The organism is Nocardia cyriacigeorgica GUH-2, from assembly GCF_000284035.1.
Taxonomy (GTDB): domain Bacteria; phylum Actinomycetota; class Actinomycetes; order Mycobacteriales; family Mycobacteriaceae; genus Nocardia; species Nocardia cyriacigeorgica_B.
On record NC_016887.1, the window covers coordinates 3,912,094 to 3,937,912 of the forward strand.

Genomic DNA, 25,819 nt, shown 5'->3' on the forward strand with positions numbered 1-25,819 from the left:
GTGCGGTGCACCCGGTTTTTCATCGCGTCGGCCGACTACCTCACACCGGCTCACTCGCCGCGGACGATGCGGCGCAACTTCTCCACCCGGGGGCCGACCGCGCGCTCATGGCCGTGGTCGGTCGGGTGGTAGTAGTCGACGCCGACGAGTTCGTCGGGCGGATACTGCTGGGCCAGCACGCCGCCGGGATCGTTGTGCGGATAGCGATAGCCCTGCGCGTGCCCCAGCATCGCCGCGCCCGCGTAATGACCGTCGCGCAGATGCGGCGGCACCGCACCGGCCTTGCCCGCCGACACGTCGGCCATTGCGGCCCCGATGGCGGCAACCACGGCGCCGGATTTGGGTGCGGTGGCCAGGTGGATGGTGGCCTGGGCCAGCGCGAGCCGGCATTCGGGCAGCCCGACCAGTTGCACCACCTGCGCCGCCGCGGTGGCGGTCTGCAAGGCGGTCGGGTCGGCCATGCCGATGTCCTCGCTGGCGTGGATCATCAACCGGCGCGCGATGAAGCGCGGGTCCTCCCCCGCGCTCAGCATCCGGGCCAGGTAGTGCAGCGCGGCGTCGACATCGGAGCCGCGGATGGATTTGATGAACGCGCTGATCACGTCGTAGTGCTGGTCGCCGGCGCGGTCGTAGCGCACTGCGGCCTTGTCGACGCTGGCCTCCACCAGATCGACGTCCACGGTGCCGTCCAGCGACGATTCCGCCGACGCTTCCAGCGCGGTGAGCGCGCGGCGCGCATCACCGCCGGCGATGCGCACGATGTGGTCGAGGGCGGCGTCGGTGACGGTGTAGTGCCCGTCGAGCCCGCGCGGGTTCTCGGCGGCGCGGCGCACCACGGCGCGGATATCGTCGTCGGTCAGCGACCGCAGTTGCAGCACCAGCGACCGCGACAGCAGCGGCGAGACCACCGAGAACGAGGGGTTCTCCGTGGTCGCACCGACCAGCAGCACGATCCGGTTCTCCACCGCGGCCAGCAGCGCATCCTGCTGGGTCTTGGAGAACCGGTGCACCTCGTCGATGAACAGCACCGTCTGCTCGCCCGCGGTCAGCCGCCTGCGCGCCAGGTCGATGACCGCGCGCACCTCTTTCACTCCCGCCGACAACGCCGACAGCGCCTCGAACCGGCGGCCGGTGGCCTGCGAGATCAGCGAGGCGAGGGTGGTCTTACCGGTGCCGGGCGGGCCGTACAGCAGCACCGATGCCGCCCCGGAGCCCTCGATCAGCCTGCGCAGCGGTGAGCCGGGGCCGAGCAGATGGTTCTGGCCGAGCACCTCGTCGAGCGTGGCCGGGCGCATACGCACCGCCAGCGGTGCCGCAGCCCCGGGTCCGCGAAAGGTGAGCTCGGTATCGGAGGTTCCGGCCGAGGCCGCGCCCGGAACGTCGAACAACCCATCGCTCATGACGTACCTCCTTCCGCGCCGGGCCGTGTGGTGAGCGACCGCTCGGCCGCGTTCGTAGTTCGCTCGCTCATCGTGGACGACGCTACCGGCCGGGTCCGACACACCCGGGGTGCGGATCGGACTGCCGCGCGGCGGTTCGATTTGCGAGCACTCCGCCGATGGGATGTGATCAATACTCGTGGCTGATAACGTGCTCGTTTCAGATACTGCGGCGGTGCGGCGACGCACGGTCCTGGCAGGCGGTGCGGTCGCGGTGGCCGGGGCGGGCCTCGCGCTCGCCGCGCCGGCCCACGCCGATAACCCGGTCTTCCGCCACGGCGTCGCCTCCGGCGATCCACTGCCCGACGCGGTGATCATCTGGACCCGGGTCACCGTCGCCGACGACGCCACCCCCGGCTCGGGGGCCGGGGCGGCCGCGACCGTGCGCTGGGAGGTGGCGGCCGACGAGAACTTCGCCGCGATCACCGCTTCCGGCGCGGCCACCGCCACCGCCGATACCGACCACACGGTGAAGGTCGACGTCACCGGCTTGGCGCCGGGCTGCGTGTACTTCTACCGGTTCACCGCCCTCGGCCAGAGTTCACCGGTCGGGCGGACCCGCACCGCACCCGCCCTCGGCGCCTCGCCCGACGGGCTGCGCTTCGGTGTGGTGTCGTGCGCGAACTGGGAGGCCGGGTTCTTCGGCGCCTACCGTCATCTGGCCGATCGCGCCGACCTCGACGCCATCGTGCATCTGGGTGACTACCTCTACGAGTACGGCCGGGGCGAATACGGCGGCCGCACCGGCTCGGTCCGGCCGCACGATCCGGCCAACGAGATCGTCTCCCTCGCCGACTACCGCATCCGCCACGCCCAGTACAAAACCGATCCCGACCTGCAACGCCTGCACGCCCTGCTGCCGTTCATCTGCACCTGGGACGATCACGAGTCCGCCGACAATTCCTGGTCCGGCGGCTCCGGCAAGCACGATCCTGCGGTGCAGGGCCCGTGGGCCGACCGCAAAGCGGCCTCGGCGCGCGCCTATCTGGAATGGATGCCGGTGCGGGCGTCGCGTTCGGGTTCGGGTGTGCAGATCTATCGCCGGCTGCGCTTCGGCACCCTGGCCGAGCTGTCGATGCTGGATCTGCGCAGCTACCGCGATCAGGAGGTGAAGCCCGGCGCGGGCTGGCGTGAGGTGGACAATCCGCAGCGCACGCTGACCGGCCGGGCGCAGATGGACTGGCTGACCGCCGGGCTGACGTCGTCGACGGCGCGGTGGAAGCTGGTGGGCAATTCGGTGATGATCGCACCGCTGGTGTTCCCGCCGCTGGATCCGGCGACGACCGCCGCCTTCACCCAGGCGCTGGGCATCCCGCAGTCCGGTCTGCCGGTCAATGCCGACCAGTGGGACGGCTACACCGCCGATCGGGCCCGGCTGTACCGGGCGATCACCGAGTACGGGGTGTCGGACGTGGTGTTCCTCACCGGCGATATCCACTCCTCCTGGGCGGCGGATTTGCCGGTCAACGCCGCCGATCCGGCCGGCCCCAGCGCCGGCGCGGAGTTCGTGGTGCCGTCGGTGACCTCGTCGAGTCTCGGTGAGGTGATGCAGGCGCCGCCGCGCACGGCCGCGGTGCCGGTGGAGGAAGCGATCAAGGGCGTCAACCGGCATCTGCGCTACGTCGAGCTGGATTCACACGGGTTCGGCGTGCTCGAGGTGACTGCCGCGCAGACGCAGATGGACTGGTTCTACGTCGTCGATGTCACCGACCCGCGGACGGGTTTGCGCCACGGTGCGTCGTTCGCGGTACCGGCAGGTGGGCGGATGGAGCCGAGGACTACGCCCGCGAGCTGATCGGTGCTATTCCGCCCAGCGCTCCACGAGCACCGCCGTCATCGCCTCGGCGAAATCGCCGATGACGTCGTCGCCGGTGACGCGCGCGTCCTCGGCGAGGGCGGCCCAGCGGTTGATCAGCGCGTCCGAGCGCGGCACCGACAGTCCGTGTTCGCGGGCGGCGGCGATGCGGCCGTGGTCGGCGGGCAGGAACCAGTAGGTGGACAGCCACACCCAGATCAGGCGCGCTTCCAGGATCTTCTCGGCGAGCAGGGCGTCGTCGGCGAGGGCGGGCCAGACGCCGACGACCTCGGCGCGCCAGGCCTCGACCATATGGGCGGCGCGCTCGCGCGACAGTTCCACATCGCACAGGCAGCCCGGGAAGGAGACCAGCGCGTAGGCGATGTCGAGGGTGGCGTCGCGGAAGCCGCCCCACTCGTAGTCGAGGATGCGGGCGCCCTCGTCGTTGAGGATGACGTTGTCCGGACACAGATCGGACGGGCTGAAGGCCCGGAACCGGCCGCCGGAGAACAGCCGGGAACCGTGGGTGATCTTGGTGGCCAGTTCCTCGGGCACCTCGATGCCGAGTTCACGCAGCAGCAGGGCGGGCACCTCGGCGACGGCGGCCTCGGCCTGCTGGGCGATGCCGTCGATGCGGTGGGCCACATCCACCCGGCGTAGCAGCGCGACGAAATCGGCCTCGCGGCCCACGGTCGCGGCGTGCATCCGGCCCAGGGCCTGCGCGAACGCCATCATGGCGTTCTGGGTGGCCGGTTCGGCGCCCGAGCGCAGCACGGTGGTGAGCGAGGTGTTCTCCCCCAGGTCGCTGAGCACGAGCAGCCGATCGGGCAGGCTGTGCGCGATGAGGTAGGCACCAGGGCGCTGCTCGCGGCTGAGCGCGGTGGTGAACTGGTAGGACACCGCCTCACGCAGGAACGCGGAGTCGATGCTGGCGACGCCCGGGGTGATGCCGACGTTGCGCGGCATCGGTGCGGCGCCGCGCACCTGCTTGAGAATGAGAGTTCGCGGAAGCGAGAAGGCGTTCTCGGCAACTCGCACGCGTAGGACCGTCGTCCTACCACTACCGCTGAGTTCGATCGGATCGCTCAGCTTCACCGGAGCACCCATGCGCTTTGTGAGCAACTGTTGTGCTGCGGACACGACTTCGGTGGCGCGTTCGGCCAATAGTGCGGTCATCACTGATCAAAGTACTCGCATCGGGTCACTTCTAGCGAGCGGTTGGGCAACCTTTCCGTGTCGCTCGGCGTGTCCGCGCGCCGCTCTGGTAGTGCGCGCCGATCACTTGAGACGATGGCTGCCGTGCTGTTTCCTGGTCGTCAACTACCGTGCGCCACACCGCAAACCAGCTGACCCGAAAGGTCGACCACCGTGACCGACACACCATCCGCCACGCCGCAACCGTCCGGCGACAAGCCCGCGCCGGGCGGCGGCACCGGGCCGGCCTCCGGCGGCGACCCGGCCGCGTCCTATCCGTCCGGGCACGGCCGTCACGAAATGCCGGGCGCCGCAGGATACCCGCAGTTCGACGGCCCGGGCGCGGCGCAGTACGGCAACGAACCGGTCGAACCCGCGCCGCCGCCGGATCAGTCGCCACCGCAGCCCACCTACGGCCCGCCGGGAACCGGGCCCGATCCGCAGGCGCCGACCTACGGCTATCTGCACCAGACCGGAACCGGTGTGCCCGCCCCGCTCGATGTGGGCCACGCGCTCAGTTACGGCTGGGAGAAATTCCGGCGAAATCCTGGTCCCTGGCTGGCGGTGAGCGCGCTCGGGCTGGTGATCTACCTGCTGTTCGTGGTGGTCGTGCAGCTGCTCGCGCCGCGCTCGGCGCTGACGGTGCTCGTGCTGTTCCTCGCGGTCATGGTGGGTCTGTGGTTGCTGCAAGCGGCGATGGTGCGCGGTGCGCTGTATGAAACCAACGGCTATCCAGCGACTTTCGGGTCCTACTTCCATATCGGCAACGCGGGCAATGTGCTGCTGACCGCGGTGCTGGCGTTCCTCGCCACCACCCTCGCCTCCGCGCTGTGCCTGCTGCCGGGCATCGCCGTCGGCATGGGCTGCATGTTCTCGCTACATTTCGTCATCGATCAGAACCAGGGTCCGATCGAGGCCATCACGTCCAGCGTCAAACTGGTGATCACCAATATCTGGCCAGTGCTGCTGCTCATGCTGACGGTCCTGGTTGTGGCGCTGTTGGGCCTGCTGGCCTGCGGTTTCGGCCTGCTGGTCGCAGGCCCGGTGGCCACCATCGCCGTCACCTACGCCTACCGCACCATGACCGGCGGGCAAGTCTCGCCGATCTGAGTGGCCCCCGACACGCCGACGGCCGGCCCCCGCAGGAGCCGGCCGTCGGGACGTAAGCCGCTAGCGCTTGGCGGTTTCGGTCTCGGCGGGCACGCCGTCGGCCGAAACCTGGGTCACGCCCTTGACTTCCGGCTTGGCGTCGAGCCCGGCTTCCTTGCGCTGCTGCGCGGTGATGGGCGCGGGCGCGTCGGTCAGCGGGTCGACGCCGCCACCGGTCTTCGGGAAGGCGATCACCTCGCGGATGGAGTCCATACCGGCGAGCAACGCGGTGATCCGGTCCCAGCCGAAGGCGATGCCGCCATGCGGCGGGGCGCCGAAAGCGAAGGCGTCCAACAGGAATCCGAACTTCTCCTGCGCCTCCTCATGGCTGATACCCATCACCTGGAACACCCGCTCCTGCACGTCGCGGCGATGGATGCGGATGCTGCCGCCGCCGATCTCGTTGCCGTTGCAGACGATGTCGTAGGCGTAGGCCAGCGCCGAGCCCGGGTCGGTGTCGAAGGTGTCCATCGACTCGGGCTTCGGCGAGGTGAACGCGTGGTGCACCGCGGTCCAGGCCGAATAGCCCAGCGCGACATCACCACTCGCGGTCGCCTCGGCAGCGGGCTCGAACAGCGGCGCGTCCACGATCCACACGAACGACCAGGCGTTCTCGTCGATCAGCCCGACCTTGCGCGCGATCTCGCCACGCGCGGCGCCCAGCAGGGCACGCTGCGCCTTGGGCGCGCCGGCGGCGAAGAACACGCAGTCACCCGGCTTGGCACCGACATGGTCGGCGAGGGTGGCGCGTTCGGTCTCGCTGAGATTCTTGGCGACCGGCCCGCCGAGCCCGCCGTCCTCGTCGATCAGCACATAGGCCAGCCCCTTGGCGCCGCGCTGCTTGGCCCATTCCTGCCAGGCATCGAGCTGACGACGCGGCTGGCTCGCACCACCCGGCATCACCACCGCGCCGACATACGGCGCCTGGAACACCCGGAACGGAGTGTCTTTGAAGAACTCCGTGCATTCGGTGATCTCCACACCGAAGCGCAGGTCGGGCTTATCGGTGCCGAAGCGCCGCATCGCCTCGTGGTAGGTCATATGCGGAATCGGGGTGGGGATCTCGTAGCCGATCAGCTCCCACAGCGCGACCAGGATCTCCTCGGCCAGCAGGATCACGTCCTCCTGGCGGATGAAGCTCATCTCGATGTCGAGCTGAGTGAACTCGGGCTGACGGTCGGCGCGGAAGTCTTCGTCGCGGTAGCAGCGCGCGATCTGGTAGTAGCGCTCGATGCCGCCGACCATCAGCAGCTGCTTGAACAGCTGCGGGCTCTGCGGCAGGGCGTAGAAGTTGCCGGGCTGCAAGCGCGCGGGCACCAGGAAGTCGCGGGCGCCCTCCGGGGTCGAGCGGGTCAGGGTGGGGGTCTCCACCTCGACGAACTCGTGGCGGGCCAGCACGCGGCGGGCGGCGGCGTTGACCTTGGACCGCAGCCGGATGGCGTGGGCCGGGCCCTCCCGGCGCAGGTCCAGGTAACGATGGGTGAGCCGGGCCTCCTCACCGGGCTGCTCATCGAGCTGGAACGGCAGCGGCGCGCTCTCGTTGAGCACCTCGAGCTCGCTGACGTTGACCTCGATGGCGCCGGTGGGCAGCTCGGGGTTCTCGTTGCCCGCGGGACGCTGTTCGACCACGCCGGTGACCTTGACGCAGTACTCCGCGCGCAGCCGATGCGCCTGCTCGGCGGCCGCACCTTCCCGGAACACCACCTGCGCCACTCCGGAGGCGTCGCGCAGATCGATGAAGATCACGCCACCGTGGTCACGCCGCCGGGCCACCCAGCCGCTGAGGGTGACGGTCTGACCGGCGTGCTCGCTTCGCAGCGAACCAGCCAAGTGGGTGCGCAGCACGATGTTCCTTTCGACGAATGTGGCACCGGAACGCCTCCCGGTGCCAGCCATCGTAGTGAGACACATTCGCCGAGCGGAAACCGATATCGGGTCCGCGCGTGCGAAGCTGTAGCGGACACGTCACAGATAGGGATTCTCATGACCTTCAGCGAGGGTATGCAGATCGACCCGAATCGAGCGTCATCCGGTGGTGGACCCGGGATGGGCGGCAAGCTGGCCCTCGGCGGCGGCGCGGGCGGGCTCATCGTGCTGGTGCTGACGCTGCTGCTGGGCGGCGATCCCGGTTCGGTACTCGGCCAGTTCACCGGCGCCCAGGATGTGCAGTCCCAGCCGACCGCAGGCACGCCTGAGCACTGCAAGACGGCCGCGGACGCCAACCGCTACGTCGACTGCCGGGTGGTGCTCACCGCGCAGAGCCTGGACGCGGTGTGGTCGGCCGAACTGCCGAAACAGACCGGCGTCGAGTACGTGGAGCCGAAGCTGGTGTTGTTCTCCGGCGCCGTGTCGACCGGCTGCGGCAATGCCACCAGCGCGGTCGGCCCGTTCTACTGCCCGGCCGATCAGACTGCCTACTTCGATGTCAGCTTCTTCCAGGAGCTGGTCGACCGGTTCGGTTCCAGTGGCGGTCCGCTGGCCCAGGAGTACGTGGTCGCGCACGAGTTCGGCCACCACATCCAGACCCTGCTCGGCGATATCGGACGCGCCCAGCGCGACCCGCGCGGCCCGGAGTCCGGCGCGGTGCGCACCGAGTTGCAGGCCGATTGCTATGCCGGGATCTGGGCGCATTTCGCCGACAAGATGCCCGCACCGGGCGGCGACGGCCGGCCGTTCCTGGAAAAGCTCACCGATACCGACATCCGCGACGCGTTGTCGGCGGCGTCGGCGGTCGGCGACGACCGGATCCAGCGCGCTGCGCAGGGCCGGGTGAATCCGGAAGCGTGGACGCACGGTTCGTCCGAACAGCGCCAGAAGTGGTTCCTCGCCGGATATCAGACCGGGCAGGTGCAGGCGTGCGACACCTATTCCGCCCGCGATCTGAACAACCCGGCCGCGCACTGAGACGCACCTGAGCCTGTCCTCGGCGCCGCCACCAGCTGACGAAAACAACGGCCTCGCACCGGTTTCGGTGCGAGGCCGTCGTCGTTGACGGGCCGGACGGGACGGAGTTCTAGAACTGGTCCTGGTAGTAGTCGGAGCCGTCGCCCTCGTCGGTATTGGTAGCGCCGATGACCTCCGGCGTGGATTCACCCAGCGGACCGGTGAGATCGTCGTTGCCGGTGCGGCTGCGGTACGGGTCGACGTTGCGTGAGTGCTCGTCGTCGTTGTTGTTGCGCTGTCCCGCGGCGCCGGCCGCGCCGGGGCCGCCCATGAAACCAGAACTCGACGCCGGTGTGGTGCCCAGGCCCGAACCCATCGGCATACCGGCGACGGGTGCGCGCATACCGCCGGGCAGCGCGACACCGCCCGGTGCGCCCGAGGTGCCGGGCAGGGACGGAATGCCCGCCACTCCGCCGCTGCCGCCGCGGCCCACCGAGCCGCCGCCACCGCCACGACCGAATCCGCCCGTGCCGAACGCCCCGGTGCCACCGCCGGTGCCGGCCGATCCGCCGCTGCCGTAACCGGCCGCGCTGGTCGACAGGCCATTGGTGCCGCTGGCGCCGGAATCGAAGCCGGCCGCGGTGGTCGCGACCTCTTCGGCCTGGGCCATGAGCGGTTCGCCGACGTTCTGCATGACCGCCTGCGCGATCTCCTGGGGCGCCGGGCCGTTCTGCCCGACCAGCTGACTGACCAGCCCGTTGAGTTCGGCGGTCTTGCCTGCCAGATCACCGCGAGTGGCGTTGACGACGCTGACCGCCTGGCCGAGATGTTCGGTGGCCGTGGCCATCAGCGTGGCCTGCGCGGGCGGGGTCATGATCACCGGCGCGAGCGCGACGGCCTGGCTGGCGAACGAGGTGGCGATTGTGGTGAGCTGCGCGTTGCCCTGCTGCACGACGGCGGCCGCGCGCTGGGTGAGCTCGGAGATGTCGATGCCGCGCTGGCTGGTCTCGTGGCCTTCGCTGTTGGCTTTCTGGCCGGCGTCCTGGGCTGCGGTGGCGGCCTGGCTCTGCCAGACCTGTTCGACGGCGCCGAGGCTGCCCTTGCCGACCTGCATCGCCATCTCGATGACCTTGGAGGACTGGCTCAGGATGGCGGTGGGGTCGAAGGCACCCATGACGCCGGTGCCGAAGCTGCCGAGCAGATCCAGGATCGGCTTGAACAGCATGTCGATACCCGGCAGCGCGGGCAGCGCGATACCGCTCATCAGGGCACCGACCGGGTCGGCGGGCAGGGCAGGCAGCGCCGCAGCGGCCGGGGCGGCCGCCGCACCCGCGGCCGAGGCGGCACCGGCGGCCGAGGATCCGCCGAGCACATTGCTCACCGCACCGCCGGCCTGCCCGAGCACACCCTGGGCCGCCTCGAGGACCGGAGCCGCGGCGTGGTTGATCACCGCTTCGGCATCACCGATCAGCGCCGACGCCTCCGGCGGCAGACCGCTGAGCACATCGTCGGGCGCCGACACGGGCGCACCGAGACCCGACAGCCCCGGCATGCCGACCGGTGCCGCGCCGATACCCGGCCCCTCGTCGGTGATCTTTTGTGCCAGTACGAATTCCGGCGGCTCGATCGGCGGCAGATCGGCAGGCAGCTGCGGCATCGGCAGATCGAGAACCGCCTGCTGCTCGAACGGCACCGACGACGCCTGCTGCGCGGCCGCGGCGGCCTGATCGCGGACCTGCTCGACCAGCGACTGTTCGGCTTCCGGCGCGATCACGCCGGAGGCACCCGAGGAATCCAGCGGCTTCACAGGGCACCGCCGATCTCACCGGCGACCTTGCCGAGATCGCCGGCATTACCGAGATCGGTGACGTCGTAATTGGTCGCCGAGCTGAACGCCGCCTGCGACAGCTTGGCGTACTTGTCGGACAGATCCTGGATATCGCGTGCCTGCAAGACCTGGGCCGCCGCGAACGACAGCAGATAATCGGCGCCGATCAGCCCGAACACCGGAGTCATCGCCGAGACGCTGGCGACCACATCCATATTCCCCGCCCCGGCGATATCGCCCGCGATCGCCGCGTTCGTGGCACCGAACGCGCGGAGCCCTTCGGTTTCTACCGAGACATCACTCATGGAGCTGCCCCCCAATCCTCATCAACATCAGTGTCGTCAACATCGCGTTGTTCGAACGTCCGCTCGTCTGCCCCTACAGCGCAAGTTCACCCGACAGCACGGCCGCTTCGGTTGCGGCCCAATATAGCCGACGACACCGACACCGCTCGACCCCTCTCGCACGCGCGCAGCAAAACTGGAACGTGTTGCAATTTAGAACAAGTTCTATATCCTCTGTCACATGAAGGTCGCAGTGACCGGCGCAGCCGGGTACCTTGGCACGAATTTGCTCCCCCTGCTCGCCGATCGCGGACACGAGATCACGGCGATTGATCGCGTCGTGCCGCAGCAGCCCGGCCCGGCGGGCGTCACCTGGGTCTCCGCCGACGTCCTCGACCCCGAATCCATGCGCTCGGCGCTGGCCGGCGCGGAGATCGTCTACCACCTGGTCGCGGTGATCACCCTGGCCGAGAAGAACGACCTGGCCTGGCGGGTGAACACCGAGGGCGTGCGCGTGGTGGCCGAGGCCGCGCTGGCCACCGGCGTCCGGCGGATGGTGCACGCCAGCTCCATCCACGCCTTCGACCAGTACACCTGCGGCGGCAGTATCGACGAGACCTCGGTGCGCTCGACCGACCCGTCGCTGCCGGTCTACGACCGCTCCAAATGGCAGGGCGAGATCGAGCTGCGCGCGGTCATCGAGCAGGGCCTGGACGCCGTGCTGTGCAATCCGACCGGCGTCTACGGCCCGCGCGATCTGAGCTCCCCGCTGTCGCGGATCAACCGCACCCTGCGCGATGCCTCGATGGGCCGGGTGCCCGCGATGATCGGCGGCGGTTTCGACCTGGTGGACGTGCGCGATGTGGCCGAGGGCCTGATCCTCGCCGGCGAAAAGGGCCGCACGGGTGAGAATTACCTGCTCGGCGGCGAAATGACCTCGATGCTCGATGTCTGCCGCACCGCGGCCGAGATCAACGGCAAGAAGGGCCCGCGGTTTGTCATCTCGCCCAAGGTGATCACCGGGCTCATGCCGGTACTCGAGCCGATCGGCAAGCGCCTCGGCACCGACATCGTCTCCAAGGCCGCCATCGGCGCGCTGGTGTCGGCGCCGATCGTGGACCACGGCAAGGCGACTCGCGAACTCGGCTACCAGCCGCGCCCGCTGACCGAAACGGTGCGCGACCTGGTCGCGTTCTTCGCCGATCCGACCGGCAGCACACCGCCGCAATCGCGGCAGATCGCTTGACACCGGTTAGAACGCATGTTCGACTAGCGGGGTGCGGTGGCAAAGCCAGACCCTGGACGCCGACGACGGCGCGCTGCCCGGCCTGGACCGGGCAGGCTTCGTCCGAACTGTACAGACCCCCGAATTCGACGGCATCACTTTTCACGAGGTGCTCTGTAAGAGCGCGCTGAACAAGATGCCCGAGGAGTCGGGGCTGCCGTTCCGGTGGACGATCAACCCGATGCGCGGATGCTCGCACGCCTGCCGGTACTGCTTCGCCCGCGGCACCCACGAATACCTGGATCTGGATGCCGGTTCGGATTTCGACAACCAGATCGTGGTCAAGACCAATATCGCCGCGGTGCTGCGGCGCGAACTCGCCCGCCGCAGCTGGCATCGCGAAACCGTCGCCCTCGGTACGAACACCGATCCCTATCAGCGCGCCGAGGGCCGATACCGGCTGATGCCCGGCATCATCCGGGCCCTCACCGATTCCGGTACTCCGTTCTCCATCCTCACCAAGGGCACGCTGCTGCGCCGCGACCTGCCGTTGCTCACGCTGGCCGCACGTCAGGTCCCGGTGCATATCGGCGTCTCGCTGGCCATGCTCGATCCCGACCTGCATCGCAGCGTCGAACCGGGCACCCCGGCGCCCAAGGCCCGGCTGGAGCTGGTGCGCGCACTCGCCGACGCCGGTTTCGAGGTCGATGTGATGGTGGCCCCGGTGATCCCCTACCTCACCGACAGCAGCGCCCACCTCGACGAGCTGTTCGCCGCCATCGCCGCGGCCGGCGCGCGCAGCGTCGTCGCCTTTCCCATGCATCTGCGGGGCAGCACCCGCGGCTGGTTCCTCGGCTGGCTCGCCGAGACCCATCCGGCGCTGCTGCGCCGCTACCGCCAGCTCTACGGCCGCGGCGCCTACGTCACGCCCGAATACTCGCGCTGGTTGCGCGGCCGCATCGACCCGCTGCTGGAACGACACCGCCTCACCCGCGACGTCGCCGAGCCCGCCGAGACGGCGGCCCAGGCTCCGGCGGCCGCCGATCCTCAGCTGGCCCTGTTCGCCTGACGGTCGCGCCGCGCTGACGTGGTGCGACGCGCCCACGATCCACGCGCTTTCCCGGCACCCCACCCGCCGAGCGGAGTAGGTTGGCCAGGGGCAGCTCTCTTCGACAGGAAGTGAAGCAGGCACATGGATTACCAGCACGACACCGCAGGCCGCACGGGCGAAGCCGGCTCGGCGGTCCGGCCCGGTGCCACCGCCCTGGATCGCGTGGTGATCCGGTTCGCGGGTGATTCCGGCGACGGCATGCAGCTGACCGGCGACCGCTTCACCCATGAGGCGGCCGCCTTCGGTAACGACCTCGCCACCCAGCCGAGCTTCCCCGCCGAGATCCGCGCGCCCCAGGGCACGCTGCCCGGTGTCTCCTCGTTCCAGATCCAGATCGCCGACCACGACATCCTCACCGCAGGCGATCAGCCCGATGTCCTGGTGGCGATGAATCCGGCCGCGTTGAAAGCCAACCTCGCCGATCTGCCTCGTGGCGGCACCGTCATCGTCGATACCGACGAATTCACCGCCCGCAACCTGGCCCGTGTCGGCTACACCAGCGATCCGCGCACCGACGGCACGCTGGCCGATGTGGTGGTGCATGCGGTGCCGATGAGTTCGCTGACGCTGGCCGCCACCGAATCGGCCGACGTCGGCAAGAAGGCCGCCCAGCGCGCCAAGAATATGTTCGCCCTCGGCCTGCTGTCGTGGATGTACGGGCGCGAGCTCGGCGGCACCGAACGGTTCATGCGGGAGAAGTTCGCCGGCTCCCCCGCCGTCGCCGAGGCCAATATCCTGGCCTTTCACGCCGGCTGGAACTACGGCGAGACCACCGAGAGTTTCGCGACCACCTACACCGTCGCCCGCGCGGCCCTGCCGCCGGGCACCTATCGGCAGATCACCGGCAACACCGCCCTCGCCTACGGGTTGATCACCGCGGGGCAGCTATCGGGCCTACCGGTCTTCCTCGGTTCGTATCCGATCACCCCGGCCTCCGACATCCTGCACGAACTGAGCAGGCACAAGGGTTTCGACGTCACCACCTTCCAGGCCGAGGACGAGATCGCCGGCATCGGGGCCGCGCTCGGCGCCGCACTCGGTGGCGCGCTCGGCGTCACCAGCACCTCCGGGCCCGGGCTGTCGCTGAAGAGCGAGACCATCGGGCTGGCGGTGATGACCGAGCTACCGCTGGTGATCATCGATGTGCAGCGCGGTGGACCGTCGACCGGCCTGCCGACCAAGACCGAGCAGGCCGATCTGCTCCAGGCCCTCTACGGCCGCAACGGCGAATCGCCGGTCGCGGTGCTGGCGCCGCGCTCACCGGCCGATTGTTTCGACACCGCGGTCGAGGCGGCCCGCATCGCGCTGACCTATCGCACACCGGTGCTACTGCTGTCCGACGGCTCGATCGCCAATGGTTCGGAGCCGTGGGCGATTCCGCGGGTGGACGAGCTGGCGCCGATCGATCCCGGCTTCGAGACCGAGGCCACCGGCGACGGCCCGTTCCAGCCGTATGCCCGCGATCCGGAGACGCTGGCCCGCCCGCTCGCGGTCCCCGGAACCGCCGGTCTCGCCCATCGCATCGGCGGGCTGGAGAAGTCCGACGGCAGCGGCGAGATCTCCTACGATCCGGCCAACCACGAGCTCATGGTTCGGTTGCGCCAGGCCAAGATCGACGCCATCACGGTCCCGCCGGCCGAGGCCGACGACCCGGACGGGCGCGCGGAGCTGCTGCTGGTGGGCTGGGGCAGCTCCTACGGCCCGATCGGCGAGGCCTGCCGCCGGGCCCGGCGCCGCGGCGTCCCGGTCGCGCATGTGCATCTACGTCACCTCAATCCGCTTCCACCGAACCTGGGCGAGCTGCTGCGCGGCTACCGCACCGTCGTCGCGCCGGAAATGAACGGCGGCCAGCTCGCGACGCTGCTGCGGGCGCGCTACCTGGTGGATGTGCGCCCGTGGACCAAGATCGCCGGCACCGCGTTCTCCGCGCAGGAACTCGTCGGCGTCATCGACGCCGCGCTCGACGGATCACTCGACGACATGGAACAGGACAAGGCCTTCGCCGCCCGGGCGCGGGCCACCTACCGCAGCCCCGGGGGCCGCTCATGACCATCATCGACACCACCGGCGCCTTCCTCGGCATGCCCGACGCTTCGGGCACCGCGGCGGTGCCGCGCTCGGACACCCCGCACAAGGCCAAGGATTTCGCCTCCGATCAAGAGGTGCGCTGGTGCCCGGGCTGCGGCGACTACGTCATCCTGGCGACCGTGCGCGGCTTCCTGGCCGAGCTCGGGGTGCGCAAGGAGAACCTGATGTTCGTTTCGGGGATCGGCTGTTCCAGCCGGTTCCCGTACTACCTCGACGCCTACGGCATCCATTCCATCCACGGCCGGGCACCCGCCCTCGCCACGGGTCTGGCGGTGACCAGGCCGGATCTGTCGGTGTGGGTGGTGACCGGCGACGGCGACGCGCTCTCGATCGGCGGCAACCACCTGATCCACGCGCTGCGTCGCAACGTCAACCTGACGATCCTGCTGTTCAACAACCGGATCTACGGCCTGACCAAAGGCCAGTACTCGCCCACCTCCGAGCCCGGCAAAGTCACCAAATCGACGCCGATGGGTTCGGTGGATCACCCATTCAACACGCTGTCGGTGGCCCTGGGCGCCGAAGCCACCTTTGCCGCGCGAGCGCTGGATTCCGATCGCGCCGGGCTCACCGAGGTGTTGCGCGCGGCCACCGCGCACCGGGGCACCTCGTTCGTGGAGATTTTGCAGGATTGCCCGATCTTCAACGACGGCTCCTTCGACGTGCTGCGCCGCGGCGACAGCGCGGCCCGGCTGATCGCGTTGCGCGACGGGCAGCCCATCGTCTTCGGTGCCGATTGCGAATTCGCGGTGGTGCGTTCCGGTTTCGGTCTCGCGGTGGCCCGCACCGCCGACGTCGACGAGCGTGAGATCGTGGTGCACGACGCCCGAGCCGACTCCCCCGAGTACGCCTACGCGCTGTCGCGGTTGTCCGATCAGGACCTCTCCCATGTCGTCACCGGCGTCTTCCGCGACGTCAGCCGCCCCACCTACGACGACGCCGTGCGCGCCCAGACCGCGGCGGCGAAGCAGGGCCGCCGCGCCGATCTGCAAGAACTGCTGACCGGTACCGAAACCTGGACGATCTGAGCGGCTCAGGCCGGCTTGGCGAACCCCAGATCGATCACCGCGGCGCGTTCGGCGTCGAGTTCGGCGACCGAGGCGTCGATGCGCGCGCGGGAGAACTCGTCGATCTCCAGGTCCGGCACGATGGTGTATCCGCCGTGCGCGCAGGTCACCGGGAACGAGCTGATCAGGCCCTCGGGCACGCCGTAGGAGCCGTCGGAAGGCACCGCCATCGACACCCAGTCGCCGGCGCTGCCGAGCACCCAATCGTGGATGTGATCGATCGCGGCGCTGGCGGCGCTGGCGGCCGAGGAGGCGCCGCGCGCCTGGATGATGGCGGTGCCGCGCTGCTGCACGGTGGGCAGGAAATCCTCGCGCACCCAGTCGGCGTCCACCACCTCGAGCGCCGGGCGTCCGGCGACGGTGGCGTGGCTGAGATCGGGGTATTGGGTCGCCGAATGGTTTCCCCAGATCGCGACCCGCTCGATCGCGGCGGCCGGGGCGCCGGTCTTCTTGGCCAGCTGGGCGATGGCCCGGTTGTGGTCGAGCCGGGTCATCGCGGTGAACCGTTCGGCCGGCACGTCGGGGGCGTTGGACATGGCGATGTAGGCGTTGGTGTTGGCCGGGTTGCCCACCACCAGCACCTTGACGTCCTCGGCGGCGCTGGCGTTGATCGCGGCGCCCTGATCGGTGAAGATCGGGCCGTTGGCGGCCAGCAGATCCCCGCGCTCCATTCCGGCGGTGCGCGGCCGGGCGCCGACCAGCAGCGCGATATTCGCGCCGTCGAAGCCCTCCCACGGATCGTCGCTGATATCGACCGATTCCAGCAGCGGGAAGGCACCGTCCTCCAGCTCCATCGCGACACCCTCCAGCGAGGCCACCGCGGCCGGAATCTCGAGCAACCGCAGCCGGATCGGGGTGTCGGGGCCCAGCATCGCACCGGAGGCGATCCGGAAGAGCAATCCGTAGGCGATCTGGCCGGCCGCGCCGGTCACGGCGACGGTCACGGGCGCGGGTCGGGCGGCAGCACTCACAGCGACTCCTCAGCGGTCGGCCGGATGATCTGGCGTTTTCCACCCTATCCAGCCGCACCGCCGATATCGGCCGACGGTGAGGTAACAGACACTTCAGCTCAGTTCGGCGACTTCGCTATCAGTGAGCACGACCGGTGAAACGTAATCCTTGGCCCGGACCAAGGTCACCGCGCGGTAGAGCGGACGCTCCCCCAGCCCGGCATCGCGCGCCTCGGCCCGTAACTGCTGCACCAGCATGCCCGAGACCGCCACCGCGGTCGCCAGATGGCTGGCGGCCAGAGCGTCGGCCAACTTGCGCAGGCCGAGCAGGTGCAGTTCGCGGCCGCTGCCCGCGTCGGTGTACATGGCCAGCGGGATGATTTGCGTGTCCGGCCCGGCCGTCACGCGCAGCACGATCCGGCTCAACCGGGCCGGATACACCAGGATCTCCACCCCGGTCGCCTCGGCGAGCGGAATCCGCCGCTCCCCGAACAGCGTGCGGGCATGAATCGTGGTCCCCTGCAACCACATCCGGCGGCGGCGCAACGCCAGCGCGTAGCCGACGGTGGGCGCGCCGACCACCAGTCCGATGAGCACTGCGATCGGCCAGCTCACCCAGACCGCGGCCAGCAGGGCGGCACCGATGCCGACGCCGATGGCCGCCAGGGTCAGCCGGCGCAGCATCGGGGCGTACACCTCGGGAGCGACCAGGTCCAGCCCGATCGGCGGATCGGATTCGCCCGGTGCGGGAGTCGGTTGTGTCACGGTCGCGCAGTCGTCCTCACGGCGGGATATGTCCCGGGCACCGTACTACCCCGCGCGGTGCAATGCGGCGGTAACCGCGCCGACCACCTCGCCGAGCGGGATCTGGCGCTGGTCGCCGGTGCCCATGTCCTTGAGCCCGATGGTGTGTTCGGCCAGATCACGGTCGCCGAGCACCAGGGTGAACCGGGCGCCGGAGCGGTCGGCCGCCTTCATCGCGCCCTTCACCCCGCGGCCGCCGTAGGCCAGGTCGACCCGCACGCCCGCGGCCCGCAGCTGCGCGGCCAGCACCACCATCCGCTGGGTGGCGGCCTCGCCCAGCGGGACGCCGAAGACCTCGCAACGCGCCGGATCGCCCGCCGACTTGCCCTCGGCGGCCAGCGCCAGCACCGTGCGGTCGACACCGAGACCGAACCCGATACCTGACAGTGCCTGGCCACCCAGCTCGGCCATCAGGCCGTCGTAGCGGCCGCCGCCACCGATCCCGGACTGGGCGCCGAGCCCGTCGTGGACGAACTCGAAGGTGGTCTTGGTGTAGTAGTCCAGCCCGCGCACCATCCGCGGGTTCACCACATACGGCACGCCCAGCGCGTCGAGGTGGCCGAGCACCTGCTCGAAGTGCGTTTTCGCCGATTCGGACAGGTGATCGATCATCAGCGGCGCGTTGGCCGTCATCTCGCGCACCTGCGGGCGCTTGTCGTCGAGCACCCGCAGCGGGTTGATCTGGGCGCGGCGGCGGGTCTCCTCGTCCAGCGGCAGCCCCAGCAGGAACTCCTGGAGCAGCTCGCGGTATTGCGGGCGGCAGGTCTCATCGCCCAGCGAGGTGATCTCGAGGCGGAAACCGTCCAGGCCCAGGCCGCGGAACCCGGCATCGGCGACGGCGATGACCTCGGCGTCCAGCGCCGGATCGTCGATGCCGATGGCCTCGATGCCCACCTGCTGGAGCTGACGGTAGCGACCGGCCTGCGGCTGCTCGTAGCGGAAGAACGGGCCGGCATAACACAGCTTGACCGGCAGCTGACCGCGGTCGAGTCCGTGCTCGATGACCGCGCGCATCACCCCCGCGGTGCCCTCGGGCCGCAACGTGACGCTGCGATCCTTGCGGTCGGAGAAGGTGAACATCTCCTTGCTCACCACGTCGGTGGATTCGCCGACGCCGCGGGCGAACAGTTCGGTGTCCTCGAAGACCGGCAGCTCGATATGCCCGTACCCGGCGAGTCGGGCGGCGCGGATCAGGCCGTCGCGCACCGCGACGAACTCGGCCGAGCCGGGGGGCACGTAGTCCGGCACCCCCTTCGGGGCGGAGAATCTGCTGGTCTTGGTCACGATGGTCCAGTTTCCCTCACCACCGGGCCTCGAGTCCAACCGGTTTGTCCGCGCCGGTCACGGCGGGTGCCGGGCGGTCTCAGGTAGAGATGGCACACTCTTAGCCGAACATGACACTTTCGTAGTGAGAAAACAGCGCACGGCCGGTCCCCCGGGTCCGGCCGCCGCACGGGAGGAACGTGGTAGTGCCGAGCAACGAACAGCGTCGAGCGGCAGCGAAACGCAAGCTGGAGCGCCAGCTGGCCAACCGGGCCGCGCGGGCGCGCAAGCGCAAGCAACTCACCATCGCGATGTCGGCCCTCGGCGTCGTCGTCGCGGTCGCGGCGGTGACCGGCGTGTACTTCCTGACCCGCGGTGACGACAGCGACAACACCGCGGCGGAGACGCCGGACGCCTCGCTGTCGAGCACCCCGATCGCCGCGCCGCCCCCGCCAGCGCAGGCCAAGCCCGCCACGGTCAGCTGCGCCTACCCCGACAGCCCCAAGCCCGCCGACAAGCCCGCGCAGAAGCCGCGTACCGAGGGCATCCAGACCTCCGGCGACAATGCGACGCTGAGCATCAGCGTGGAGACCAGCCAGGGTCCGATCGGCCTGACCCTCAACAACGCCGAATCGCCGTGCACGGTGAACAGTTTCGCCAGCCTGGCCGGTCAGGGCTTCTTCGACGGCACCAGCTGCCACCGCCTCACCCAGGGCCCCGGCCTCGAGGTGCTGCAATGCGGCGATCCCACCGGCACCGGCATGGGTGGTCCGGGCTACCAGTTCGACAACGAGTACCCCACCGATCAGTACGCCCCCGGTGACCCGGCCCTGCAGGAGCCGATCGCCTACAAGCGCGGCGTCATCGCGATGGCCAACGCCGGACCCGGCACCAATGGCAGCCAGTTCTTCCTGGTCTACGGCGATTCCCAGCTGCCGCCGAACTACACCATCTTCGGCACCGTCGACGAGACGGGCCTGGCCACCCTGGACAAGATCGCCCAGGCCGGTCAGGACGAGTCCAACGGCCCCGGCGACGGCAAGCCGAACCTGCCGGTGACGCTGAATTCGGTGCGCATCGACTGACCTGCGGCCGTCGGCGTTCGGGTCCGGTATCGCAGCGCGCTACCGGGCCCGAACTGTATGGCCTGAACCCGCTACCGCGCCGCCATCGTCCGGTCCCACCAACCACGCACCGAAGATCATCCGGCGAGTTCGGTTCCGTGCCGGAAATGTGCGATATATGCTGAGGGGCGGCCCGCTGGCAGGACTGGGCCGAGTGTTCTCGGGTAATCTCGTAATACGGAGTGCGCGTAGCGAAGTCGGCTGCGCGACTCCCGGTGTTCGCACAGGCGGGCCAGGGATCGCCGGGCGGGCACCGTTCGCATGGCGGTTGTATCGATGACGTAAGAAGTCGATGACATATGAAGCGGCGTTCATGACGAAGCACCACAATCATCCATAGGGATCACCGCAGCATCGGGAGCAGCCATGTCCGAGGAACTGGACGATATCGGCCGGGAAACCGCGGCCATGATGAAGACCATGTTGCAGATCGCGACCCTGGTCGCGCTCAAGACCCGGGAACGTGGTCAGAAGGAAGCCGAGGCCAGAGCCAAGCTCACCGAGGCCAAGATCAAGGAAGCGCGCGAAGCGCAGGTTCGTGAGGCCCGCGAATCCAAGTCCAAGGATCCGCGCAATATGGAACTGGCCCAGATGATTTCCCGGCCCGCGCCGGAGAAGACGCTAGGTCAGGAAAAGGTGATGGGCGGCCAGGAGAAGGTGATGGGCCTGGCCCAGCAGGCGACAGCGACCGTCGAGCGCGAAAGCATGCCCTATCGTGGCGTTTCGCTGCACAAGGATCGGCCCTCGCTCCCCACACCCAGCGGCGGGTCCGTCGCCGCGGCGGCGGCCAAGGCCGCCATCCGGTACGACTCGCCGGAACGTCGCGCCGCGCTGGCCGCGCATCTGGCCAAGATCGGTATCGCACCCGAGATCGCCGCCGTGCGTATGTTCATGGAGATCGGGCAGGCCAAACCGCCCATCGAGGCCATCCGCACCCGCCCCGAACCGGGCCTGGAAATCCTCACCGGGCGAGACCAGGAGCGCACGCGCGGGCTCGAACGTACGCGCTGACCAACCCCGTTCACCGGCGCCCGTCGAATCCGGCGGGCGCCGCGTCGTATTCGCCGCGGGTCAGGTGGTACGGCTGTATTCCTCGGGGTTGCTGAACAAACCCTCCGGGTAGGTTTCGACCGGCAGCTTCGTGAGCATCTCCTTGTGCCCGTGCCGCACACTGCAATATTTGAACGGCCCCTTCGGGTCGAACAACACCGCCATGTGTTTGTCGGCATGGTTGAGCAACCAGATGCTCATACCGGTGGTCGGGTCCTGACGGTAGAACTCGAAGGCCCGCCACACCGCTTCCAGGCGCGCCACCGCTTCGGTGTGCCGCCACCATTCCGGGCACCACACGGTGTCGTTGATGTCGGTGACCTGCCGTTGATACAGCCCGGTCAGGTAGTTGTGCACGAACTCCCCGACATCGTGGTATTCGGTTTCCGGCTGCTCATTGCTGGTCAAGTGGACGAACCTCCTCGATCTGGCCGGAGCCGGCACCCGGTTCCGGTGACGGTATTGCCTTGGTCAGCGACGGTTGCGGAATCAGATCGGTGATCACGGTCTTGCGCTGCGGATCGTGTTGCTCGATCGACTGCTGCACCGCTGCCGCGTAATCGCCCTCCCACCAGGGGACCGTGCGCACCAGAACCGGCGGCGCACCGGACGGGAAGACGATGACCCGCCCGCGCGGCAACGTCGCCAGCGCTTGCACGGTGAAGGTCTTCGACGAACCGAGCGAGCGCGAATAACTCTTGCTGCCCTTGGATTCCGATACCGACGCCGAAATCGAGGAATGCTCGCCGATGGCCTCGGAACGCTCGCGCAGGAAGTTCGTATCGTCGACGCCGCTGCCGAGCACCTTGATATTGGCCGCCGACCACAGCGCGTTCATCCCGGCCTCACCCCAGCAACGCACGCCCTGCGCCCACGATTGCAGCACCGTCATCACCACGATGCCGCGCGAACCGAAGTGGCTGTACTGCTTGGGCAGATCCTTCCAGCGCACCACATTGGCCGCCTCGTCCAGCACCGCCAGCAGCGGGATCGGCAGGCGCCCGCCGGCCGAGCGCGCGGCCTTGCGCATGGCGATATCGATGACCGCCTCGGTCAGCGCACTGACCAGCGGTGACGCCGAACCGCGGCCCTCGAGCGACAAGCTGTAGAGAGTGCCGTTGCGTTCGATGAAGTCCAATTCGTCGAACTGCTGGCGGCTTGCGCCGGGCGTGACCCACGGATGCACGTTGGTGAGCTTGAGGCAGCGCACCATCTTCTTGGCTGTACCGAAGATGCCGCTGCGGGTGCGGTCGTCGGTGTTGTACTGCGAGGCCAGGCCGGAGGCGGTGAAATCGTGTCCGGTATCGCGCAGCAGCTGAATCGGTTCGATATTGCCCGGATTGGTCACCCACTCCCAGACCTGAGTGATCGGCTTGCCACCGACGGCCGCGGCCAGGAACAGCCCGGCCAGCAGATCTTCGGCTTCCGGGTCGAAGAACGCGTCGCTCTTGGCGTCGGAACCGTCGTCGCCGTCGGCGAAATGGCCGGCCAGCCGGGCCGCGCGCATTTCGCACCCTTCATGGCGGGCATCCACCCAGCCCAACGGATCCCAGTACCAGCCGGCCTCCTCACCGGCCACGCCTTGCGGGTCGAAGACGAAGGTCGGTGAACCCTTGGCCGCGCGAACGTCGCGGGTCGCGTCGACCACGTCGCGCTTGTTCGAGGTGGCCAGCACCGGGCCGATGGCGGTGAGGATGGCGGGGATGACGCGGGAGGTCGATTTGCCCTGGCGCGGACCCCAGATATCGAGATGCAGATCCTCGTACGAGCCGTACAGCATCACACCGTCGGCGACACCGATGCCGATCGGCACACCGGGCGCATCGTCGTAGCCGAGGCGCACGCCGAGCTGCTTGGCCTTCTCCCGCACACCGGCCTCGGTGAGTGAGGCGATGGCACTGCCGTTGCCCATCACGTCGGCCTTGTCGTCGACGCCGAGCCTGCCCTTGTTGCGACGGGCCTGCAGCCGGCGCCGGATGACGAGGACGGCGACGCCGGTGGCGAGGACGAGCAGCAGGATCACCGTCGCACCGCGCGGCCACTCGAGTTTGCCGCGAATCAACCCGGCCACGATCTCGATCGGGTTGATCGGGATGTCCTGGCGAGTCACGGCGAGCATATTGCCCAGATGCAGGGCCAGCCACAGCGTCGCGAGGATGCCCCCCACCACGTAGATCAGGATGAGGGTGCCGTCGGGACCGACGACTGCCGGATCCTTCACCGGTTTCTTTTTCGCCATACCTGCCTCCTGATTCCCGTGTGGAAAGCGTTGTCACCGATAGCCATCGAGTCGCCAGCCGTCCGGGGTGCGGACGACGGTGGCGATGACGGTGGCAGGTGGAAGGGGCTCCTCGCGCCCGTCGGGGTAGACCACGGTCTGTTCGATACCGATCTTGAACTGCTGCACGTTCGGATCCGCGCCGGTCGGCGCCTTTTCGCCGGACGCGAAGGTGAAGGCATCGATGCGGGCGCCCGCGCCGGCCCATTCCGCCCAGCGCAGCGTCGGTTTGGGGGTCTCGCCTGCCGCGGTCGTACCTTCTATCACTCGAATCAAGCTGGGGCCGAGCCATTTCCGTGCCCGAACCAGCGACGCGCCCTGATCCTCGCTGACCGGTTTCCAGGTGTAGATCTCCCGCAGCGCCGCCACCGCCACACCTTCGGGGGTGACCGGGTCCGGTGCCGGAACAGCTTCGAGCTGGCGGGTGGTCGACGTGGCGGGCCCGCTCCCCGGACCTGCCTCGTCGTCCGCGTCGCGACCACAGGCCGCGCTCAGCATCGCGATGCCCGCCACCAGCACCACCACCAGTTTCGCCTGCGCCGATACCCTGTTCTTCCAGGCTAACCGCCCCGGCCGCCGGTTCGGGTCTGCCGCACGCGTGTTCACAGCACTCTCCTCGCTCGTGCGTCGCCGGGGACGGGTGCCTCGGCCACTCCACCGGCGGAATCGGCGGTCGTGCCCGGCGCCGAGCGGATCATCTGCCCGCCACCGGCATAGACGCCGACCTGCGCGGGGCCACGCGGACCGAAATCGCTGAAGACCAGATCACCCGGTTCGATCGCACTCAACGGCACCTCCACCCCGGCCTCCCACTGTTGTTCGGCGGTGCGCGGCAGCGTGATCGCTCCGGAGGACGCCGCGAACACCGCCGCCGCGGTCAGACCGGGACCGTCCAGGCCGCCGCCGGTGGGCCCCTGCGGGCCGCCACCACCCCAGACGTACGGGGTGCCCAGCCAATCGTGGGCGGCCTCGACGACCTGACTGCCGTCGGTCCCCTCCCCCGGGACGAAGCGGCCCAGCGATCCGGGCGCCCGGTACTCCGGCTCCATGGCCAGGATGTTCGCCACGTACGGATGGGTCTCGGAGTAGTGCGCGGCAACCTGATTCGGCATGCCGCCGGAGGCGAGCACCGCACCCTCGCCGGCGTTGTAGGCGGCCAGCGTCAAGGAGACCAGGTCGCCTTGCACGCGGCCCTCCGCCATCCAGCCGGAGATCTTGTGCGCGATGGCGCACATGTAGCGGCCCTGGCCGACGATGGCGTCGCCGTCGTCCCAGACGCTGGCCACACCGTTGCCGTCGGCGTCGATCACATACGGTTGCCCGTCATCGGGATTGATGCTCGCCGCCGTCCCCGGCAGGAACTGCGCCAAGCCCTGCGCGCCTGCCGGTGAGGTGGCGCCGCGCCGGAAACCGGATTCCTGCCTGCCCTGCGCCGCCAGCAGCGACGGGGTGATCTCCGGGCAGATCGAGCCGGCTCGCCGGTACCAGATCTCGAGTTCCGGCGGCACCTTGCCGTCGGCCAGCGCACCGCCCGCGCTACCGAACCCGCGCACACAGCGCGGATCGGCGGAAAACGCGCGCGCGCCACCGACATCGGGCGTCGGCGCGCCGTCGAGCCACGGCATCGGGTCGATCTGGCGGCCACCGGTGAACCGTCCGCCCGGCACCACCTCGAAATGCAGGTGCGGGCCGCTGGATTCGCCGGCCGAACCGACATAGCCGATGTGCTGGCCCGCCCGGACCGTCTCGCCGACCCGGACCAGCACCCCGCTGTCCCACATATGCCCGTACACCGCCGAATACGCGCGGCCGTTGGTGTCGACCGAGTCGACGACGATCCAGTTACCGAAGCCGGAGGCCGGACCGGCCGCGACCACCCGGCCGTCGCCGACCGAGAAGATGGGGGTGCCGTCGGCGGCGGCCATATCCACACCCTTGTGCCCGCCGCCGCGGGAACCGAAGACATCGGAAATGCTGTAGGTCCCGGTGGCCAGCGGCAACGTCCGCCGCAGCGAACCCACACCCGCGGCCAGTGACGGCGTCGCGGTGACGGCCGGATTCGCCTGGGCCGAAGGGGTAGCCGAGCTGGGCGACGCGGCACCGGCCGCCCGCGGATCCCCGGGCGCATAACCACCCAACGGCGGCAACATCGTCTGTGTCGGGCCGAGTACCTCGCCGCCCTCGCACGGATCGTCCACCGAGGGCAGCACGATCACCACCACCAGCATCATCAGCCCGAGCGCTGCTCCGACGACGAGCGCCAGGACCGAGCGCACGTTCATGACAC

The 25,819-nt window shown here is 69.3% G+C and carries 21 protein-coding genes; 9 read left to right on the forward strand and 12 right to left on the reverse strand.

Annotated features, from left to right (window positions below; genetic code table 11):
- Positions 1 to 50 precede the first annotated feature (50 nt).
- Positions 51 to 1,400 (reverse strand): replication-associated recombination protein A, encoded by a 1,350-nt coding sequence (locus tag NOCYR_RS17645; protein WP_014351760.1) that lies wholly within the window; start codon positions 1,398 to 1,400, stop codon positions 51 to 53.
- Between the two features lie 214 nt (positions 1,401 to 1,614).
- Between NOCYR_RS17645 and NOCYR_RS17650 the strand changes: the two genes are divergently transcribed.
- Entirely contained in the window at positions 1,615 to 3,234 is a 1,620-nt protein-coding gene (locus NOCYR_RS17650) for an alkaline phosphatase D family protein (RefSeq protein WP_014351761.1), read from the forward strand.
- 6 nt (positions 3,235 to 3,240) lie between these two features.
- Here the strand turns inward: NOCYR_RS17650 and NOCYR_RS17655 are convergent, their stop codons facing one another.
- Positions 3,241 to 4,410, reverse strand: a complete 1,170-nt coding sequence (locus NOCYR_RS17655) for a phosphotransferase family protein (RefSeq protein ID WP_048833486.1) — start codon at positions 4,408 to 4,410, stop codon at positions 3,241 to 3,243.
- A gap of 192 nt (positions 4,411 to 4,602) precedes the next feature.
- Between NOCYR_RS17655 and NOCYR_RS17660 the strand changes: the two genes are divergently transcribed.
- Positions 4,603 to 5,538, forward strand: a complete 936-nt coding sequence (locus tag NOCYR_RS17660) for a hypothetical protein (RefSeq protein WP_014351763.1) — start codon at positions 4,603 to 4,605, stop codon at positions 5,536 to 5,538.
- Between the two features lie 60 nt (positions 5,539 to 5,598).
- Here the strand turns inward: NOCYR_RS17660 and aspS are convergent, their stop codons facing one another.
- Positions 5,599 to 7,422 (reverse strand): aspartate--tRNA ligase, encoded by a 1,824-nt coding sequence (aspS, locus tag NOCYR_RS17665; RefSeq protein WP_014351764.1) that lies wholly within the window; start codon positions 7,420 to 7,422, stop codon positions 5,599 to 5,601.
- A 138-nt stretch (positions 7,423 to 7,560) separates the two neighbouring features.
- Between aspS and NOCYR_RS17670 the strand changes: the two genes are divergently transcribed.
- Complete coding sequence (locus tag NOCYR_RS17670; RefSeq protein ID WP_014351765.1) at positions 7,561 to 8,481, forward strand: neutral zinc metallopeptidase; 921 nt, start codon at positions 7,561 to 7,563, stop codon at positions 8,479 to 8,481.
- Between the two features lie 109 nt (positions 8,482 to 8,590).
- Here NOCYR_RS17670 and NOCYR_RS17675 read toward each other — a convergent pair whose 3' ends face one another.
- Together NOCYR_RS17675 and NOCYR_RS17680 are read right to left on the reverse strand one after the other, a co-directional pair.
- Positions 8,591 to 10,267 carry a hypothetical protein gene (locus NOCYR_RS17675; RefSeq protein ID WP_014351766.1) on the reverse strand — a complete coding sequence of 559 codons (1,677 nt, stop codon included), beginning with the start codon at positions 10,265 to 10,267 and terminating at the stop codon, positions 8,591 to 8,593.
- Positions 10,264 to 10,593 (reverse strand): type VII secretion target, encoded by a 330-nt coding sequence (locus NOCYR_RS17680; protein ID WP_014351767.1) that lies wholly within the window; start codon positions 10,591 to 10,593, stop codon positions 10,264 to 10,266. Before NOCYR_RS17680 ends, NOCYR_RS17675 begins: the two co-directional genes overlap by 4 nt.
- 220 nt (positions 10,594 to 10,813) lie before the next feature.
- Between NOCYR_RS17680 and NOCYR_RS17685 the strand changes: the two genes are divergently transcribed.
- The 4 genes from NOCYR_RS17685 to NOCYR_RS17700 all read left to right on the forward strand — a co-directional run bounded on the left by NOCYR_RS17685 (position 10,814) and on the right by NOCYR_RS17700 (position 16,024).
- A complete protein-coding gene (locus NOCYR_RS17685; protein WP_048833487.1) occupies positions 10,814 to 11,818 on the forward strand; it encodes an NAD-dependent epimerase/dehydratase family protein in 1,005 nt (334 codons plus the stop codon).
- A gap of 31 nt (positions 11,819 to 11,849) precedes the next feature.
- Positions 11,850 to 12,866 carry an Rv2578c family radical SAM protein gene (locus NOCYR_RS17690; RefSeq protein WP_014351769.1) on the forward strand — a complete coding sequence of 339 codons (1,017 nt, stop codon included), beginning with the start codon at positions 11,850 to 11,852 and terminating at the stop codon, positions 12,864 to 12,866.
- A gap of 123 nt (positions 12,867 to 12,989) precedes the next feature.
- Positions 12,990 to 14,957 (forward strand): 2-oxoacid:acceptor oxidoreductase subunit alpha, encoded by a 1,968-nt coding sequence (locus NOCYR_RS17695; RefSeq protein ID WP_014351770.1) that lies wholly within the window; start codon positions 12,990 to 12,992, stop codon positions 14,955 to 14,957.
- Positions 14,954 to 16,024: a 2-oxoacid:ferredoxin oxidoreductase subunit beta gene (locus NOCYR_RS17700; protein ID WP_014351771.1), complete on the forward strand. Its 1,071-nt coding sequence runs from the start codon at positions 14,954 to 14,956 to the stop codon at positions 16,022 to 16,024. The genes NOCYR_RS17695 and NOCYR_RS17700 overlap by 4 nt, the downstream gene beginning before the upstream one ends.
- Positions 16,025 to 16,029: 5 nt before the next feature.
- On the opposite strand, the gene NOCYR_RS17705 is transcribed toward NOCYR_RS17700, so the two are convergent.
- The 3 genes from NOCYR_RS17705 to hisS form a co-directional block, all read right to left on the reverse strand.
- Positions 16,030 to 17,034, reverse strand: coding sequence for a malate dehydrogenase (locus NOCYR_RS17705; protein WP_048833488.1), 1,005 nt, complete (start codon positions 17,032 to 17,034; stop codon positions 16,030 to 16,032).
- Between the two features lie 93 nt (positions 17,035 to 17,127).
- Positions 17,128 to 17,778, reverse strand: coding sequence for a hypothetical protein (locus NOCYR_RS17710; RefSeq protein WP_014351773.1), 651 nt, complete (start codon positions 17,776 to 17,778; stop codon positions 17,128 to 17,130).
- A 45-nt stretch (positions 17,779 to 17,823) separates the two neighbouring features.
- Complete coding sequence (gene hisS / locus NOCYR_RS17715) at positions 17,824 to 19,101, reverse strand: histidine--tRNA ligase (RefSeq protein ID WP_014351774.1); 1,278 nt, start codon at positions 19,099 to 19,101, stop codon at positions 17,824 to 17,826.
- A gap of 185 nt (positions 19,102 to 19,286) precedes the next feature.
- On the opposite strand from hisS, the gene NOCYR_RS17720 reads away from it, so the two are divergent.
- On the forward strand, positions 19,287 to 20,165 hold the full coding sequence (locus NOCYR_RS17720; RefSeq protein ID WP_014351775.1) for a peptidylprolyl isomerase: 879 nt from the start codon (positions 19,287 to 19,289) through the stop codon (positions 20,163 to 20,165).
- A 405-nt stretch (positions 20,166 to 20,570) separates the two neighbouring features.
- Entirely contained in the window at positions 20,571 to 21,215 is a 645-nt protein-coding gene (locus NOCYR_RS17725; protein WP_014351776.1) for a hypothetical protein, read from the forward strand.
- A gap of 60 nt (positions 21,216 to 21,275) precedes the next feature.
- On the opposite strand, the gene NOCYR_RS17730 is transcribed toward NOCYR_RS17725, so the two are convergent.
- The 4 genes from NOCYR_RS17730 to NOCYR_RS17745 are packed head-to-tail and all read right to left on the reverse strand — an operon-like array spanning position 21,276 to position 25,814.
- Positions 21,276 to 21,662 (reverse strand): DUF4913 domain-containing protein, encoded by a 387-nt coding sequence (locus NOCYR_RS17730; RefSeq protein WP_014351777.1) that lies wholly within the window; start codon positions 21,660 to 21,662, stop codon positions 21,276 to 21,278.
- A complete protein-coding gene (locus NOCYR_RS17735) occupies positions 21,649 to 23,493 on the reverse strand; it encodes a type IV secretory system conjugative DNA transfer family protein (protein ID WP_014351778.1) in 1,845 nt (614 codons plus the stop codon). The genes NOCYR_RS17730 and NOCYR_RS17735 overlap by 14 nt, the downstream gene beginning before the upstream one ends.
- 33 nt (positions 23,494 to 23,526) lie before the next feature.
- Complete coding sequence (locus NOCYR_RS17740; protein WP_148280675.1) at positions 23,527 to 24,138, reverse strand: hypothetical protein; 612 nt, start codon at positions 24,136 to 24,138, stop codon at positions 23,527 to 23,529.
- Positions 24,135 to 25,814 carry a peptidoglycan DD-metalloendopeptidase family protein gene (locus NOCYR_RS17745; protein ID WP_014351780.1) on the reverse strand — a complete coding sequence of 560 codons (1,680 nt, stop codon included), beginning with the start codon at positions 25,812 to 25,814 and terminating at the stop codon, positions 24,135 to 24,137. The genes NOCYR_RS17740 and NOCYR_RS17745 overlap by 4 nt, the downstream gene beginning before the upstream one ends.
- Positions 25,815 to 25,819: the final 5 nt, after the last annotated feature.

Excerpts from the sequence above, each read along its gene's own strand:
- NOCYR_RS17645 (WP_014351760.1), bottom strand. The coding sequence starts at position 1,400 with ATGAGCGATGGGTTGTTCGACGTTCCGGGCGCGGCCTCGGCCGGAACC.
- NOCYR_RS17655 (WP_048833486.1), bottom strand. The coding sequence starts at position 4,410 with ATGACCGCACTATTGGCCGAACGCGCCACCGAAGTCGTGTCCGCAGCA.
- NOCYR_RS17670 (WP_014351765.1), top strand. The coding sequence starts at position 7,561 with ATGACCTTCAGCGAGGGTATGCAGATCGACCCGAATCGAGCGTCATCC.
- NOCYR_RS17680 (WP_014351767.1), bottom strand. The coding sequence starts at position 10,593 with ATGAGTGATGTCTCGGTAGAAACCGAAGGGCTCCGCGCGTTCGGTGCC.
- NOCYR_RS17685 (WP_048833487.1), top strand. The coding sequence starts at position 10,814 with ATGAAGGTCGCAGTGACCGGCGCAGCCGGGTACCTTGGCACGAATTTG.
- NOCYR_RS17695 (WP_014351770.1), top strand. The coding sequence starts at position 12,990 with ATGGATTACCAGCACGACACCGCAGGCCGCACGGGCGAAGCCGGCTCG.
- NOCYR_RS17700 (WP_014351771.1), top strand. The coding sequence starts at position 14,954 with ATGACCATCATCGACACCACCGGCGCCTTCCTCGGCATGCCCGACGCT.
- NOCYR_RS17725 (WP_014351776.1), top strand. The coding sequence starts at position 20,571 with ATGTCCGAGGAACTGGACGATATCGGCCGGGAAACCGCGGCCATGATG.
- NOCYR_RS17735 (WP_014351778.1), bottom strand. The coding sequence starts at position 23,493 with ATGGCGAAAAAGAAACCGGTGAAGGATCCGGCAGTCGTCGGTCCCGAC.
- NOCYR_RS17745 (WP_014351780.1), bottom strand. The coding sequence starts at position 25,814 with ATGAACGTGCGCTCGGTCCTGGCGCTCGTCGTCGGAGCAGCGCTCGGG.